This is a genomic window from Stenotrophomonas sp. YJH_SMC_131 (genome assembly GCF_059367975.1).
The window spans coordinates 187,004-202,686 of the sequence record NZ_JCAFRJ010000005.1; the positions used below are offsets into that span (position 1 = coordinate 187,004).

At 66.2% G+C, this 15,683-nt stretch carries 14 protein-coding genes; 11 read left to right on the plus strand and 3 right to left on the minus strand.

All coding sequences use genetic code 11. The features are described 5' to 3' along the window. Nucleotides 1-23 precede the first annotated feature (23 nt). The 5 genes from AC5P56_RS12420 to galU are packed head-to-tail and all read left to right on the plus strand — an operon-like array spanning nt 24 to nt 5,278. Complete coding sequence (locus AC5P56_RS12420) at nt 24-308, plus strand: LapA family protein (RefSeq protein ID WP_014646849.1); 285 nt, start codon at nt 24-26, stop codon at nt 306-308. Between the two features lie 6 nt (nt 309-314). Then, nucleotides 315-1,493, plus strand: coding sequence for a lipopolysaccharide assembly protein LapB (gene lapB, locus AC5P56_RS12425; RefSeq protein WP_014646850.1), 1,179 nt, complete (start codon nt 315-317; stop codon nt 1,491-1,493). A 3-nt stretch (nt 1,494-1,496) separates the two neighbouring features. Further along, a complete protein-coding gene (locus tag AC5P56_RS12430) occupies nt 1,497-2,486 on the plus strand; it encodes an MraY family glycosyltransferase (RefSeq protein WP_126411976.1) in 990 nt (329 codons plus the stop codon). A 3-nt stretch (nt 2,487-2,489) separates the two neighbouring features. Beyond that, nucleotides 2,490-4,403, plus strand: coding sequence for a polysaccharide biosynthesis protein (locus tag AC5P56_RS12435; RefSeq protein ID WP_014646852.1), 1,914 nt, complete (start codon nt 2,490-2,492; stop codon nt 4,401-4,403). Continuing rightward, the gene (gene galU, locus AC5P56_RS12440) at nt 4,400-5,278 is read left to right on the plus strand and encodes a UTP--glucose-1-phosphate uridylyltransferase GalU (RefSeq protein ID WP_032960751.1); all 879 of its coding nucleotides are present in this window, start codon (nt 4,400-4,402) and stop codon (nt 5,276-5,278) included. The genes AC5P56_RS12435 and galU overlap by 4 nt, the downstream gene beginning before the upstream one ends. 475 nt (nt 5,279-5,753) lie before the next feature. Here the strand turns inward: galU and AC5P56_RS12445 are convergent, their stop codons facing one another. The 3 genes from AC5P56_RS12445 to AC5P56_RS12455 form a co-directional block, all read right to left on the minus strand. Further along, complete coding sequence (locus tag AC5P56_RS12445; RefSeq protein WP_019661304.1) at nt 5,754-6,962, minus strand: acetyl-CoA C-acyltransferase; 1,209 nt, start codon at nt 6,960-6,962, stop codon at nt 5,754-5,756. A 74-nt stretch (nt 6,963-7,036) separates the two neighbouring features. Further along, complete coding sequence (locus tag AC5P56_RS12450) at nt 7,037-9,409, minus strand: 3-hydroxyacyl-CoA dehydrogenase/enoyl-CoA hydratase family protein (protein ID WP_133934445.1); 2,373 nt, start codon at nt 9,407-9,409, stop codon at nt 7,037-7,039. A gap of 39 nt (nt 9,410-9,448) precedes the next feature. Then, on the minus strand, nt 9,449-10,102 hold the full coding sequence (locus tag AC5P56_RS12455) for a TetR/AcrR family transcriptional regulator (RefSeq protein ID WP_014646856.1): 654 nt from the start codon (nt 10,100-10,102) through the stop codon (nt 9,449-9,451). A gap of 361 nt (nt 10,103-10,463) precedes the next feature. Here AC5P56_RS12455 and ndk point away from each other — a divergent pair, with 361 nt between their 5' ends. From ndk to bamB, 6 genes are all read left to right on the plus strand, one after another. Further along, on the plus strand, nt 10,464-10,889 hold the full coding sequence (ndk, locus tag AC5P56_RS12460; protein WP_005409295.1) for a nucleoside-diphosphate kinase: 426 nt from the start codon (nt 10,464-10,466) through the stop codon (nt 10,887-10,889). Nucleotides 10,890-10,899: 10 nt separating this feature from the next. Further along, nucleotides 10,900-12,105 carry a dual-specificity RNA methyltransferase RlmN gene (gene rlmN, locus AC5P56_RS12465; RefSeq protein ID WP_005409296.1) on the plus strand — a complete coding sequence of 402 codons (1,206 nt, stop codon included), beginning with the start codon at nt 10,900-10,902 and terminating at the stop codon, nt 12,103-12,105. After that, nucleotides 12,092-12,877 carry a type IV pilus biogenesis/stability protein PilW gene (pilW, locus tag AC5P56_RS12470; protein ID WP_049440715.1) on the plus strand — a complete coding sequence of 262 codons (786 nt, stop codon included), beginning with the start codon at nt 12,092-12,094 and terminating at the stop codon, nt 12,875-12,877. The genes rlmN and pilW overlap by 14 nt, the downstream gene beginning before the upstream one ends. An 18-nt stretch (nt 12,878-12,895) precedes the next feature. Beyond that, a complete protein-coding gene (locus AC5P56_RS12475; protein ID WP_227864447.1) occupies nt 12,896-13,768 on the plus strand; it encodes a RodZ domain-containing protein in 873 nt (290 codons plus the stop codon). Between the two features lie 64 nt (nt 13,769-13,832). Next, a complete protein-coding gene (locus AC5P56_RS12480; RefSeq protein WP_014646859.1) occupies nt 13,833-14,471 on the plus strand; it encodes a YfgM family protein in 639 nt (212 codons plus the stop codon). Further along, nucleotides 14,471-15,679 carry an outer membrane protein assembly factor BamB gene (gene bamB / locus AC5P56_RS12485; RefSeq protein ID WP_126411981.1) on the plus strand — a complete coding sequence of 403 codons (1,209 nt, stop codon included), beginning with the start codon at nt 14,471-14,473 and terminating at the stop codon, nt 15,677-15,679. Before AC5P56_RS12480 ends, bamB begins: the two co-directional genes overlap by 1 nt. Nucleotides 15,680-15,683 lie beyond the last annotated feature (4 nt).

The following is a 15,683-nucleotide window of genomic DNA, read 5'->3' on the forward strand; positions in this document are numbered from 1 at the left end:
ACTCCTGCCACTGGAGCTGTCGCATGAAGGTTTTTCGTCTGCTGGTCCTGCTGGCGGTACTCATTCTTGGGTTGATCATCGGTGCCATGAACATGGACGAGATGACCATCAACCTGCTGTTCACCCAGCTTAAGACCTCGGTCGGCGTGGCCATCATTGCCGCGTTGCTGATCGGCGTCATCGTTGGCGCTGGCCTGGTGCTGGTGAGCGTGGTCATTCCGCTCTACAGCCAGCTGCGCCGCGCCAACAAGTCCGCTGCCGCCACGCCGGCACCGGTTGCTTCCCCTCAATCTTTTGATGGACGCTGATCGAAGATGGATTTCGTCACCGAGTGGTTCTGGTTCTTCCTGTTCGTTCCGCTGGCCGCCCTGGCTGGGTGGGTGATCGGGCGGCGCGGTGGTCAACGCCACGGTGACAGCCAGGTCAGCCGCCTGTCGAGCACCTATTTCCGTGGCCTGAACTACCTGCTCAACGAGCAGCCGGACAAGGCCATCGAGCTGTTCCTGCACATCGCCGAGCTGGACAAGGAAACCTTCGAGACCCAGGTCGCGCTGGGCCACCTGTTCCGCCGCCGCGGCGAAGTCGACCGCGCCATCCGCCTGCACCAGGGCCTGGTCAACCGCCACGACCTCAGTGATGCACAGCGCGTGCAGGCCCTGCTGGCGCTGGGCGAGGACTACATGAAGTCCGGCCTGCTGGACCGTGCCGAGACCGTGTTCACCGAGCTGGCGCAGCTGGATCAGCGTGCACCGCAGGCACTCAAGCACCTGATCGGCATCTACCAGGCCGAGCGCGACTGGGAAAAGGCGATCGACAACGCGACCCGTTTCGAGGACGTCACCGGCGAGCCGATGGGCAAGCTGATCGGACAGTTCGAATGCGAACTGGCCGAACGTTTCCGTGGCGCCGGCAAGCTGGAAGAGGCGAGGGCAGCGATCGCCCGCGCCTACCAGGCCGACGCGATGTCGGTGCGCGCCGGCATCATCGAGGGCCGGCTGGAAACCGACGCGGGCAATCCAGAGGCCGCTGTGCGCGCCTTCGAGCGCGCCGCGCGCAACGACCCCGAATACCTGCCGGAACTGCTGCCGGCACTGATGCAGAACTATCGCAGGGTCGGCGATCTGGCAGGTGCACGCGCGTTCCTGTCGGAGATGACCGAGCACTACCGCGGCATCGCCCCGGTATTGGCGCTGACCCGGTTGATGGAAGAGCAGGAAGGTGTGGCGCCGGCCCGTGCCTACCTCGGTCGCCAGCTCAAGGATCGCCCGTCGGTACGTGGCGAATCCGCGCTGATCGATCTGACCCTCGCCGAGGGAGCCGATTCCACCGCCACCCTGCATGACCTCAAGCACATCACCGACCAGCTGCTGGTGCGCAACCCGGCCTATCGCTGCACGCGCTGCGGCTTCGGTGCGCGTACCCACCACTGGCAGTGCCCGAGCTGCAAGGAGTGGGGGACGGTCAAGCCGCTGCTGAACTACGCGGTGCTCTGATCCATGCCCTGGCTTGTGATGGGCGCGCTGCTGGGGCTCGCCCTGCTCAGTGCGTTGCTGACCTGGGCTGCGCGGGGCTATGCACTGCACCAGCAGTTGATGGACCAGCCGGGCGAGCGTCGCAGCCATAGCGTTGCCACCCCGCGCGGTGGCGGCATCGCCATCGTCATCAGCCTGCTGGTGACCGCCGGCGTGGCCATCTGGGCCTGGCCCGAAAGCACGCCGACGGTGCTGGTGGCCAGCCTTGGGCTGGTGCTGGTGGCCGGTATCGGCTGGTGGGACGACCACAAGCCCCTGCCGGCGATGCGTCGCCTGCTGGTGCATTTCATCGCCGCAGCGCTGTTGGCCGGCCTGGTCAAGGTGAATGGTGGCAGCTGGCTGTTGTCGGTGCTGGTGCTGCTGTTCACCGCGTCGCTGATCAACATCTGGAACTTCATGGACGGCATCAATGGCATCGCCGCCAGCCAGGCCGTCGTGGCGATGCTGGGGCTGGCGCCGGTGCTGCCGTGGCCCTATTCACTGGCCGCCGTGGCGCTGGGCCTGGCCTGTCTTGGATTCCTGCCGTTCAACTTCCCTCGCGCCCGGATCTTCATGGGCGATGTCGGAAGCGGTGCGCTGGGGTATGCGGTCGCAGTGGTGCTGGCGATCGCCAGTGTGCGTACCGATATCAACTGGATCCTGCTGCTGGTACCGGTTTCGCCGTTCCTCGTGGACGCGGGCTTCACACTGCTGGCGCGCATCATTTCCGGACAACGCTGGATGGAACCCCATACCCAGCATGTCTACCAGCGCGCGGTGCAGGCAGGAGCCAGTCACCCGCAGGTGACAGGGATGTACTTTGCTTTGGGTCTGTTCAGTATTACAGTGTTCAATGTCTGCTCCAATTTGCAGCCGAGGTGGGAGGCTGTCGTGGCGATCGCGTGGTTCATCGCGCTGAGCGTCCTCTGGCTCCTCCTGCGCAATGGAATGCGCCACCGACAAGGAATTACCTGAATTATGGCTTCACCCTGGCGGGACAGAATCCTCGGCCTGATGCCGCGTTCGGCCATCGTCTGCCACGACCTCTTCATGGTCTGGGCATGCTGGCAGCTGCTCCATGCAGGGCGTTACTCGATCCTGCCCAACGCCCCGGCGCTGCCCCTGTGGAACGTCGATACCACCCTGGTCCTGCTGCTGCAGGGCCTGGTGTTCTGGCGCGTGGGCCTGTACCGCGGCCTGTGGCGGTTTGCCAGCGTCAGCGACCTGCTGAACATCTTCAAGGCCAGCTTCATCGGCATGGTGGCCATCATCCTGGTGCTGATGTGGAAGCGCTTCGACGGCGTACCCATGTCGGTGCTGGTGATCTACCCGTTCGCGCTGTCGGCACTGCTCGGCGCGCCGCGCCTGCTGTACCGCGCCTGGAAGGACTACCAGGCACTGCAGTCCGATTCCAGCGCCCGCCGCGTGCTGATCCTCGGCGCCGGCCAGGCGGCCGAGACCCTGGTGCGCGACCTGCGCCGCTCCGGCAACTTCGAGCCGGTCGGCCTGCTCGACGATGCACCGCACCTGCGGGGTGCCAAGCTGCAGGGCCTGCCGATCCTGGGTACGCTGGATGACGCGCCAACGGTGGTCCGCGAGACCGCTGCCAAGCTGCTGGTCATTGCCATGCCGTCGCTGGACGCCGCAGGCATGCAGCGCGTCGTCGCGATCTGCGAAAGCACCGGCGTGCCGTTCCGTACCGTGCCCAAGCTCAGTGACATCCTGCAGGGCCAGTCGCTGCCGGGCCAGCTGAAGGAAGTGGCGATCGAGGACCTGCTGGGGCGCAAGCCGATCATGCCGGACTGGAACCTGATCCGCGGCTGGTTGGGTGGGCGCACCGTGATGGTTACCGGCGCCGGTGGTTCGATCGGCTCGGAGCTGTGCCGCCAGTGCGCGCGGCATGGTGCCGGTCGCATCATCCTGCTGGAGATCAGCGAGCTGCTGCTGCTGACCATCGAGGGCGAGCTGCGTCGCAGCTTCCCCGATGTCGAGATCGAGGCGGTGCTGGGCGACTGCGGTGACCCGGCGGTGATCCGCCACGCGCTGTCGCTGCACCCGGTCGATACCGCTTTCCATGCGGCCGCCTACAAGCATGTACCGGTGCTGGAACGCCAGCTGCGTGAAGCAGTGCGCAACAACATCCTGGCGACCGAGAACGTCGCGCGCGCCTGCCTGGAAGCCCGCGTGGAGCATTTCGTGTTCATCTCCACCGACAAGGCGGTCGACCCGGTCAATGCGCTGGGCGCAAGCAAGCGCTACGCCGAGATGATCTGCCAGAGCCTGGACCAGAAGTCCACGCATACCCGTTTCGTCACGGTGCGCTTCGGCAACGTGCTGGCGTCGGCCGGCAGCGTGGTGCCGCTGTTCCGCGAGCAGATCCTGCGCGGTGGCCCGGTCACGGTCACCGACCCGGAAGTCAGCCGCTACTTCATGACCATTCCCGAGGCCTGCCAGCTGATCCTGCAGGCGGCCGCATCGGCGTCGCATGGTGCGATCTATACCCTCGACATGGGCGAGCCGGTGCCGATCCGCGTGCTGGCCGAACAGATGATCCGCCTGACCGGCAAGCAGCCGTACAAGGACATCCAGATCATCTATACCGGCCTGCGTCCGGGCGAGAAGCTGCACGAGACGCTGTTCTATTCGGACGAAGATTACCGCTCCACCGCGCACCCGAAGATTCTTGAAGCCGGCGTGCGTACGTTCTCGCGCGACCTGGTGCTGGGCAACGTTCCGCGCCTGCGCGAGGCGATTGCCAGCTACGACACCGCCCGCATCCAGGAAATCCTGTTTGCGACGATGCCGGAATTCTCGCCAATCGAACAGGATGCTTACATTTCATCCGCTAAAGTCGTGCCTTTTCCGGCACGTGAGGCCAACAGGCACCAATGAGCAAGCGAATTCGCAAAGCAGTTTTCCCGGTGGCAGGATTGGGGACGCGTTTTTTGCCAGCAACCAAGACTGTGCCGAAGGAGATGCTGCCGATCATTGATCGGCCGCTGATCCAGTACGCGGTGGATGAGGCGATCGAAGCCGGCTGTGACACGCTGGTGTTCATCACCAACCGCTACAAGCACGCCGTTGCCGACTATTTCGACAAGGCGTACGAGCTGGAGCAGAAGCTTGAGCGCGCTGGCAAGCAGGAGCAGCTGGAACTGATCCGGCACGTGCTCCCCAATGGTGTGCGCGCGATCTTCGTGACCCAGGCCGAGGCGCTGGGCCTCGGGCACGCGGTGCTGTGTGCCAGGTCGGTGATCGGTGACGAGCCGTTTGCCGTACTGCTGCCCGACGACCTGATCTGGAACCGCGGTGCGGGCGCGCTGAAGCAGATGGCCGACCTCAACGAAGCCAGTGGCGCCAGCGTGATCGCGGTCGAAGACGTGCCGCACGATAAGACCGCCAGTTACGGCATCGTCGCCACCGACGCGTTCGATGGCCGCAAGGGCCGTATTTCGCAGATCGTCGAGAAGCCGAAGCCGGAGGACGCGCCGAGCGACCTGGCGGTGGTGGGTCGTTACGTGCTCAGCCCGAAGATCTTCGAGCTGCTGGAACAGACCCAGACCGGTGCCGGCGGCGAGATCCAGCTGACCGATGCGATTGCCGAGCTGCTGAAGACCGAAGAAGTCGATGCCTATCGTTTCGAGGGCACCCGCTTCGACTGCGGCACGCACCTGGGTCTGGTGGAGGCGACGATCCGCTTCGCGCTGGACAACCCGAAGCTGGCTGGCCCGGCGCGGGAGAAGCTGGCGGCGATGCTGGCGGAATAAGGGTTTTATCAAGCGCTCCGTGCGGCGCCTTGATTGATACGTGGGGGAGGGGGCGGATGGCCCTCTCCAAAACACGCCAAAGCCCTTCCATGGTGCTCGATGGCGCCATCCATGGCGCCAACGGTTTTGGAGAGGGCCATCCGCCCCCTCTCGACAGTTTCCGTGCGGCGCGGACGGGAAGGGCGGAATCAAAGGCAGAAGCACAAGCAAAAAAGGCAGCCATAGGCTGCCTTTTCTGCTTGTTGGGGTCAGATCCCTTTGCGCAGCAAAGGGATCTGACCCCAGCCTTTGACCCTGCATTTGCTCATCCCTCCGCCGCGGGGAGGCTGGAAGGGCCGGGTTGGCAGGGCTGCCCGGGACCGTTGGCGCCATGGATGGCGCCATCGAGCCCCCATGGAAGGGTTCACGGCGTGTCCCGGGCAGCCCTGCCAACCCGACCCGCGCCATGAAGCCCAACGAGGCAACGCCTTGAACCTTACAGCGCCTCGAAAATACCCGCCGCACCCATGCCGGTGCCGATGCACATCGTCACCATGCCGTACTTCTGCTGGCGACGACGCAGGCCGTGCAGCAGGGTTGCGGTACGGATCGCGCCGGTCGCACCCAGCGGGTGGCCCAAGGCAATCGCGCCGCCCAGCGGGTTGACCTTGGCCGGGTCCAGGCCGCAATCGCGGATCACCGCCAGCGACTGCGCGGCGAAGGCTTCGTTGAGCTCGATCCAGTCCAGCTGATCCTGGGTCAGGCCGGCCTGCTTCAGTGCCTTCGGGATCGCGGCGATCGGGCCGATGCCCATCACTTCCGGGCGCACGCCGGCCACCGAGAAGCTGACGAAACGGGCCAGCGGGGTCAGGCCGTAATCCTTGATCGCCTGCTCCGAGGCCAGCAGCACGGCGCCGGCGCCGTCGCTCATCTGCGACGAGTTGCCGGCGGTGACGGTGCCGCCGAACTGGCCGTTGCGGAACACCGGGCGCAGCTTGGCCAGGCCTTCGGCCGAGGAGTCCGGGCGGGGGCCTTCGTCGGTGTCGGCGATCTTGTTGCGGGTGATGATGCGCTGGCCGTCGGCCAGGTCCGGCAGGTGCGAGACGATCTCGTACGGGCTGATCTCGTCCTTGAACTCGCCGTTCTGGATCGCGGCCATGGCCTTCTGGTGCGAGGCCAGGGCAAAGGCGTCCTGGTCTTCGCGCGAGACCTTCCACTCTTCGGCGACCTTCTCGGCGGTGATGCCCATGCCGTAGGCGATGGCAACGTGGTCGTTGTCGAACACGCTCGGCGCCATGGCGATCTTGTTGCCCATCATCGGCACCATCGACATCGACTCGGTGCCGCCGGCCAGCATCAGGTCGGCGTTGCCCAGGCGGATCGCGTCGGCGGCCTGCGCCACGGCCTGCAGGCCGGAGGAGCAGAAGCGGTTCACGGTCTGTGCGGCGATGGTGTTCGGCAGGCCGGCCAGCAGCACGCCGATGCGGGCCACGTTCATGCCCTGCTCGGCTTCCGGCATGGCGCAACCGATGATGGCGTCATCGATGCGGTTGACGTCCACGCCCGGGGCCTGGGCGACGACGCTGCGCAGCACGTGCGCAAGCATGTCGTCGGGGCGGGTGTTGCGGAACATGCCCTTGGGCGCCTTGCCAACCGGGGTACGGGTGGCGGCGACGATGTAGGCGTCCTGGATTTGCTTGGTCATTGCAGTGATCTCTTGAATTTTTTAGCCGGAGTGCCGACCAACGGCCGGCACCCACCGGAAGCAGGGATGGGCGATCAGTTACGCAGCGGCTTGCCGGTCTTCAGCATGTGCGCGATGCGGGCCTGGGTCTTTTCCTGCTGGGCCAGTTCGACGAAGTGCTTGCGCTCCAGGGTCAGCAGCCACTCTTCGTCGACCAGGGTGCCGCGGTCGACCTTGCCACCGCACAGCACGGTAGCGATGCGCTCGGCGATCTCGTAGTCGTACGGGCTGATGAAGCGGCCTTCCAGCATGTTGACCAGCATCATCTTGAAGGTGGCGATACCCACGTCACCGGCCACCTGGATGCGGCGTGCCGGCAGCGGCGGGCGGTAACCCGCTTCGGCCAGGGCGCGTGCTTCGGCCTTGGCGATGTGCAGGGCCTCGTAGCTGTTGAACACCACCTTGTCGGTGCTGCGCAGCAGGCCCAGTTCCTTGGCGTTGACCGCCGAGTTGGACACCTTGGCCATCGCCACGGTCTCGAAGGTCTTCTTCAGTTCGGCGAACACGTCGCCGCCCGGGCCCGCGGCCTGCGAGGCGCGCACGGCCAGTTCCTTCAGGCCACCACCGGCCGGCAGCAGGCCGACGCCGGCCTCGACCAGGCCGATGTAGCTTTCCAGGAAGGCCACGGTCTTGGCGCTGTGCATCTGGAACTCGCAGCCGCCACCCAGGGCCAGGCCGCGCACGGCAGCCACCACTGGCACCAGCGAGTACTTGATGCGCTGGCTGGTGCGCTGGAAGTTGGCAACCATTTCTTCGAACTGGTCGACCTTGCCGGCCTGCAGCAGGCCCAGCGCGCCGGCCAAGTCGGCACCGGCGGAGAAGGGTTCCTTCTGCTGCCAGATCACCAGGCCCTGGAAGTCCTTCTCGGCGCGGCTCACGCATTCCTGCAGGCCGTCCAGCACCTGGTCGGACACGGTGTTCATCTTGGTCTTGAAGCTGACCACGGCGATGCCATCACCGTCGTGCCACATGCGCAGGCCGTCGTTCTCGAACACGGTCTCGCCCGGCGCGAACGTCTCGCCCAGCAGCGGATCGGGGAAGCGCTGGCGCTGGTACACCGGCAGCGACGAGCGCGGCAGCTTGGCGTTGCGCGACGGGCTGTAGCTGCCTTCGGCGGCATGCACGCCGTCGCGGCCATCGAACACCCAATCCGGCAGCGGCGCGTTGCTCATGCTCTTGCCGGCGACGATGTCATCGGCGATCCACTGCGCCACCTGCTTCCAGCCGGCGGCCTGCCAGGTCTCGAACGGGCCCAGCGACCAGCCGTAGCCCCAGCGGATGGCCAGGTCGACGTCGCGCGCGGTCTCGGCGATGTCGGCCAGGTGGTAGGCGCTGTAGTGGAACAGGTCGCGGAAGGTCGCCCACAGGAACTGCGCCTGCGGGTGCTGGCTCTCGCGCAGCTTGGCGAACTTCTCGGCCGGGTTCCTGATCTTCAGGATCTCGACCACTTCCGGCGCGGCAGCGCGATCGGCCGGACGGTAGTCCTGCTTCTCCAGGTCCAGCACCACGATGTCCTTGCCGACCTTGCGGAAGATGCCGGCACCGGTCTTCTGGCCCAGCGCGCCCTTGGCGATCAGCGCGTCCAGCCACTTCGGCGACTTGAAGAATTCATGCCACGGGTCATTCGGCAGGGTGTCCCCCATGGTCTTGATGACGTGGGCCATGGTGTCCAGGCCGACCACGTCGGAGGTGCGGTAGGTGGCCGACTTCGGGCGGCCGACCAGCGGACCGGTCAGGCCGTCCACTTCATCGAAGCCCAGGCCGAACTGCTGGGTGTGGTGGATGGTGGACAGGATCGAGAACACGCCGATGCGGTTGCCGATGAAGTTCGGGGTGTCCTTGGCGTACACCACGCCCTTGCCCAGGGTGGTGACCAGGAACTCTTCCAGGCCTTCCAGCACGGCGGCGTCGGTGGTGGTGGCCGGGATCAGCTCGGCCAGGTGCATGTAGCGCGGCGGGTTGAAGAAGTGCACGCCGCAGAAGCGGTGGCGCAGCTGCTCGGGCAGCACGTCGGCCAGCTTGTTGATGCCCAGGCCCGAGGTGTTGGAGGCCAGCACCGCGTGGTCGGCCACGAACGGCGCGATCTTCTTGTACAGGTCCTGCTTCCAGTCCATGCGCTCGGCGATGGCCTCGATGATCAGGTCGCAGTCCTTCAGCTGCTCCAGGCCGGACTCGTAGTTGGCCGGAGTGATGGCTTCGGCCAGCGACTTGCTGGCCAGCGGTGCCGGGCTCAGCTTGCCCAGGTTGGCGATCGCCTTCAGCACGATGCCGTCGGCCGGACCCTCCTTGGCGGGCAGGTCGAACAGCACGGTGTCGACGCCAGCGTTGGTGAGGTGGGCAGCGATCTGGGCACCCATGACGCCGGCACCCAGCACGGCGGCGCGGCGGACTAGCAGGGAATTGGACATGGTGTAGGGCCTTTGTTGGTCAGCAGTTACTGGGTGGAATCAAAGGGAAGCGGGCAGGGCGCTGGCGCGAGCGGCGGCGCGGAACCCGGCTTCGGCGAAATGGATCAGTTCGTGGGCGGCATGGGCACGATGCGCCGCTTCAGTGACACCGGCGGGACGCTTGATCAGCCCGAAGTCGGCCATGGCATAGGTGAGCGAGCCGGCCAGGAAATCCAGGCGCCAGTACAGCTCTTCCTTGCTCAGGTCGGGTACGCACTCGCCGATGGCCTTGCCGAACGCACGCAGCACGTGGCCGTAGTGGTCGGACAGGAACTTGCGCAGGTTGTCGTTCTTCTCGGCGTAGGCGCGGGCGATCACGCGCACGAAGGCACCGCCGTTCTGGCGGTCCTGGGCCAGCGCCAATGCCGGCTCGACGAACGCGGCCAGCACCGGGCGCAGCTGCCCGGGATGTTCGCTGCGGGCGCGTTCGAGCTGCGACAGGCGGGCGCCGGTCATCTCGTCCATGCGGCGGCGGAACACCTCGTTGACCAGGTTCTCCTTGGAGCCGAAGTGGTAGTTGACCGCTGCGATGTTGACGTCGGCCTGGCTGGTCACCTGGCGCAGCGAAGTGCCGGCGAAGCCGTGCTGTGCGAACAGCTCCTCGGCCGCGCCCAGAATGCGGTCCTTGGTCGAGAAGTGGGCGGGTTTGGCCATCGGCGGGCGGACCTTAATCAAACGATTGTTTGATACTAGGACCAGACGGTAGCGTATGGCATTTTGCAGTGCAGCAAAAATGGCCCGGACGGTCAGAATCCACTCAGCTGGGTGAATGGGGTAGGGGTCGGATCCCCGCAGGGGCTCCGACCCCGACACTGGGCGCGGAATGGGGTCAGAGCCCCTGTGGGGATCTGACCCCTGCCATGAGGGTTTGCCGGCCGGCGACCGGCACTACCATGCCGCCGCTTTATCTTTTACAATTCGCCTACGTTTATCAGGCTAAGCCCGCGTCCCGACGCGGGTTTTTTTCATGTTACCCTTCGGGCCATCAGCGGCCCGATTCCATTGGAGACATCCCATGGCGCTGGAGCGCACCCTTTCGATCATCAAGCCGGACGCCGTTGCCAAGAACGTCATCGGCGAAATCTACGCCCGCTTCGAGAAGGCCGGCCTGAAGGTCGTGGCCGCCAAGTACAAGCAGCTGTCGCGCCGTGAAGCCGAAGGCTTCTACGCCGTGCACCGCGAGCGTCCGTTCTTCAACGCGCTGGTCGAGTTCATGATCTCCGGCCCGGTGATGATCCAGGCCCTGGAAGGCGAGAACGCCGTCCTGGCCCACCGCGACCTGCTGGGCGCCACCAACCCGAAGGAAGCCGCGCCGGGCACCATCCGCGCCGACTTCGCCGAATCCATCGATGCCAACGCCGCCCACGGCTCGGACTCGGTCGAGAATGCCGCGATTGAAATCGCCTACTTCTTCGCCGCCACCGAAGTCGTTTCGCGCTGAGAGTAATGCCGTGAACGAGGTCGTACAGTCCCCCGCCATCCAGCCGCTGCCGAAGTCGGCACCCACGGCTGGCAAGCAGAACCTGCTCGACCTCGATCGCGCGGGCCTGGAGAAGTTCTTCGTCGAGGTTCTCGGCGAGAAGAAGTTCCGTGCCCATCAGGTGATGAAGTGGATCCACCATCGCTACGTCACCGATTTCGATGAAATGACCGACCTCGGCAAGGTCCTGCGCGCCAAGCTGCAGGCCCATGCCGAGGTGCTGGTTCCGAACATCGTGTTCGACAAGCCCTCCGCCGACGGCACCCACAAGTGGCTGCTGGCGATGGGCGTGGATGGCAAGAACGCCATCGAGACCGTGTACATCCCGGACAAGACCCGCGGCACGCTGTGCGTGTCCTCGCAGGTCGGTTGCGGCCTGAACTGCACGTTCTGCTCCACCGCCACCCAGGGCTTCAACCGCAACCTGACCACTGCCGAGATCATCGGCCAGGTGTGGGTTGCCGCGCGCCACCTGGGCAACGTGCCGCACCAGATGCGCCGCCTCACCAATGTGGTGATGATGGGTATGGGCGAGCCGCTGATGAATTTCGACAACGTCGTGCGCGCCATGAGCGTGATGCGCGACGACCTGGGCTACGGCCTGGCCAACAAGCGCGTGACCCTGTCGACCTCCGGCCTGGTGCCGCAGATCGACCGCTTGTCCGCCGAGAGCGACGTGTCGCTGGCGGTGTCGCTGCATGCGCCGAACGATGCGCTGCGCGAAACCCTGGTGCCGCTCAACAAGAAGTACCCGATCGCCGAGCTGATGGCCTCGTGCGCACGCTACCTGCGCGCCAACAAGCGCCGCGAATCGGTCACCTTCGAATACACCCTGATGAAGGGCATCAACGACAAGCCCGAGCATGCCCGCGAATTGGCCCGCCTGATGCGCCAGTTCGACAACGCGGTGCAGGCCAAGGATTCGGGCAAGGTCAACCTGATTCCCTTCAATCCGTTCCCGGGCACCCGCTACGAGCGTTCGGAAGAAGCGCACATCCGCGCCTTCCAGAAGATCCTGCTCGACAGCAACGTGCTGACCATGGTCCGCCGCACCCGTGGCGACGACATCGACGCCGCCTGTGGCCAGCTCAAGGGCCAGGTGATGGACCGCACCCGCCGCCAGGCGGAGTTCAACAAGACGCTGCAGGCGGGGAAGGGGAGCGATGCCGCGGCCTGACCGCCTCTGGCTGGCGCTTCTCGCAGGCGTGCTGGCCGTTGCGGTCGGCGGCTGCAAATCCCATCCCAAGGCCAAGCTCGGTCCGAGCCAGGCGCCGGTCTATTCGGTGGGTGACCCGGAAAGCGTGCGGCGCGAAGTGCGCTGGCGCGACCTGTTGACGCTGGCGACCCGCGACATGCAGGTCGGCAATCTCGATGCCGCCGAGCGCAAGGTGCGCGAAGCACTGAAGCTGGCGCCCGAGGCGCCCGATGCGCTGGTGCTGCAGGCCGGCATCGATGATCGTCGTGGCCGCACCCGCCAGGCCGGTGAGAACTTCCGCAAGGCCGCCGAACTGGCGCCGCAGCGCGGCGACGTGCTCAACAATTACGGTGCCTGGCTGTGCCAGCAGGGCCAGCCGGTCGAATCGCTGGTCTGGTTCGACCGCGCGTTGCAGGCGCCGGGTTATGCCACCCCGGGCGAAGCCCAGGCCAATGCCGGCAGCTGCGCACTGGACGCGGGCCAGCTTGAACGTGCCGAACGCGACCTGCGTGCGGCGCTCGTGGCGGCCCCGGCCAACCCGGTCGCGCTGGAGTCGATGGCCCAGCTGAGCTACCGCCAGGGCCGCTACATGGAGGCCCGGGCCTTCGCCGAACGTAGGATTGCGGCTGCACCCGCAACGCGTTCCGTGTTACAACTTGCGTCTCAAATCGAAGTGAAGCTGGGCGATCGGGCGGCATCTGATCGTTATCTGCAGCGGATTCGACAGGAATTTCCGCAGGACGCGGGCTCCTAACTCCAGGGTTGATGCATTGTGATTGATGACCAGACTGTGAGCGCTCTCGAGACTGCGGCCGGCTGCGGCACCCGCCTGCGCCAGGCCCGCGAAGCGGCCGGACTGACCCTCGAAGATGTCGGCTCGCGCCTGCGCATGCCGGTCCAGGTGGTCAAGTCGCTGGAAGAGGAACAATGGCAGAAGCTGGGGGCGCCGGTGTTCGTGCGTGGCCAGCTGCGCAGCTATGCGCGCCTGCTCGACGTGGATGTCGGCCAGCTGCTGGAACAGGCCCAGGTCGGCCCGGTGGTTCCGCCCACCCTGGTCAGCCATACCCATACCCCGCGTGCGCGCCGCATCGCCGAGAACCTCGGCCGGCGCGTGCTGTATGTCGGCATCACCGCGGTGCTGGCGGTGCCGGTGTGGTTCGCCACCCGTGGCCACTTCGACGGCAGCGCGACCCCGTCGCCGAGCACCGCCTCGCTGGATGTGATCCCGGCCGCTGTGCCGGTCACCCCGTCCACGGCCGGTGCCGAGGCTGTCGCGCCGGCCGAAACGACCACCGCCCCGGCCAGCAAGCCGGCGGCCACCCCGTACGTGGCCTCGCTGGCCCCGGTGCCGCGCCCGGCGCCGGCTCCGGCGGCTGCCGGCAACGCGCTGGAAATGCAGTTCAGCGGCGACAGCTGGGTCGACATCGGCGGCCCGGACGGCAGCACCGTCGAGAAGGCGCTGATCAGGTCCGGCGAGACCCGCAGCTTCACGCCGGGCCAGGTGACCCGGGTGACCCTGGGCAACGCCTCGGCGGTCCAGGTTCAGCAGAACGGCGCTATCGTCGATCTGACCCCCTACCAGCGAGCCAACGTGGCACGCTTTCAGGTATCCTCTGAAGGCTCCGTTGTCCCGGTTTCGCACTGAGGCGCGGTTTCACCACCTTCGATAATCCCAATGGTCCCTCCCGACGGGCGGGGCGAGAGTACGCATGGCGATCGACGATCTGCTCGACGAGCACGAACAAAGTGAACGCGTCCGCAGCTGGCTGCGGAAGAATGGCGCCAGCATCCTCGGTGGCGTAGTCATCGCCATCGGTGCCATTGCCGGCTGGCAGTGGTACCAGAAGGATCAGGGCGGCAAGCTGGCCTCGGCCAATGTCGAGTACCAGAAGGCTCTGCAGGGCCTGCAGCAGAACAAGCTTGACGACGCCGCCAAGGCGGTCAAGGCGCTCGAAGCCGGCCCGTCCAGCATCTACGGCGACCTCGCGGCGCTGCAGCTGGCCAAGGCCCAGGTCGACGCCGGCAAGAATGAAGAGGCACTGGCAACCCTGCGCAATGTGAAGGTCGAAGGTGACCTGCAGCGCGTGGTCGACCAGCGTGTGGCCCGCCTGCTGGTGGCCACCGGCAAGAGCGACGAGGCCATCAAGCTGCTGGGCAGCGCGACCGACAGCAGCAGCCTGGAAATCCATGGCGATGCGCTGATGGCGCAGGGCAAGCGTGATGAGGCCCGTGCACAGTACGAGAAGGCGCTGAAGACGCTGGACGTGGCAGCGCCGCAGCGGCGCCTGCTGGAAACCAAGGTTATGGACGCCGGCGGCACCGTCGCCGCCCCTGCGGAGTCGGTTTGATGAGTCAGAAGGTCATGATCACCCGCGTCGCCACCGTGCTCCTGATGGGCATGGCCCTGACCGGCTGCAGCACCATGAAGGGCTGGTTCGCCGGCAAGGACGCGGCCGCGAAGAAGGCACAGGAACCGGCTGAGCTGGTCAAGTTCGAGCCGACCCTGAAGGTCAGCAAGGCCTGGTCGGTCAACCTCGGCAAGGGCGAGCGCCGCATCGGCGTGCGCCAGGGCCCGGCGGTCGCCAACGGCCACGTGTTTGCTGCCGCGATCACCGGTGGCGTGCACGCCATCGACCTGCAGACCGGCAAGAAGGTCTGGACCTGGGAGCCGAAGAAGGAAAAGAAGAAGGCGAAGCTGCGCCTGTCCGGCGGCCCGGGTGTCGGTGAGAACCTGGTCGTGATCGGCACGCTGGATGGCCAGGTCATCGCGCTGGATATCAACGATGGCAGCGAGAAGTGGCGCGCCCGTGTTCCGGGTGAAGTCATCGCCGCGCCGGCCGTTGCCCAGGGCATGGTCTACGTGCGCAGCAACGACGGCCGCGTTACCGGCTTCGATGCCGGCAACGGCACCCAGAAGTGGTTCAACCCGAGCGAGCTGCCGGCGCTGACCGTGCGTGGCAACGCGCCGGTGGTGACCGGCCCGGGCGTGCTGTTCATCGGCAAGGACGAGGGTTCGGTTGCCGCCCTGGCCCAGCAGGATGGGCGTACCCTGTGGGAGCAGAACCTGGGCAACGGCGAAGGCCGTACCGAACTGGAGCGCATGGCCGATGTCGACGGCGCACCGGTGCTCGAGGGCAACACCCTGTATGTGAGCAGCTTCAAGAACCAGACCATGGCCATCGAAGGCCCGACCGGTCGCCCGCTGTGGGCGCGCGACCATGGCGGTGCCGGTGGTGTGGCGGTGTCGTCGGGCAACGTGTTCGTCACCGACAACAAGGGCGGCGTGTTCGGCCTGGACAAGGCCAGCGGCGCGGCCATGTGGTCGCAGACCGCGCTGGCCCGTCGTTCGCTGACCGGCCCGGCGCTGCACGGCGACTACGTGGTGGTCGGCGACTACAAGGGATACGTGCACTGGTTGCAGGCGTCCGATGGTGCGATGGCGGCACGGGCAAAAAGTGGCGGCGACGCCCTGCTGGCCCAGCCGGTCGTCGCAGACGGGGTGCTGCTGGTGCAGAACGTTGATGGCAAGCTGACCGCCTTCCGGTTGGCAAATTAAAAAT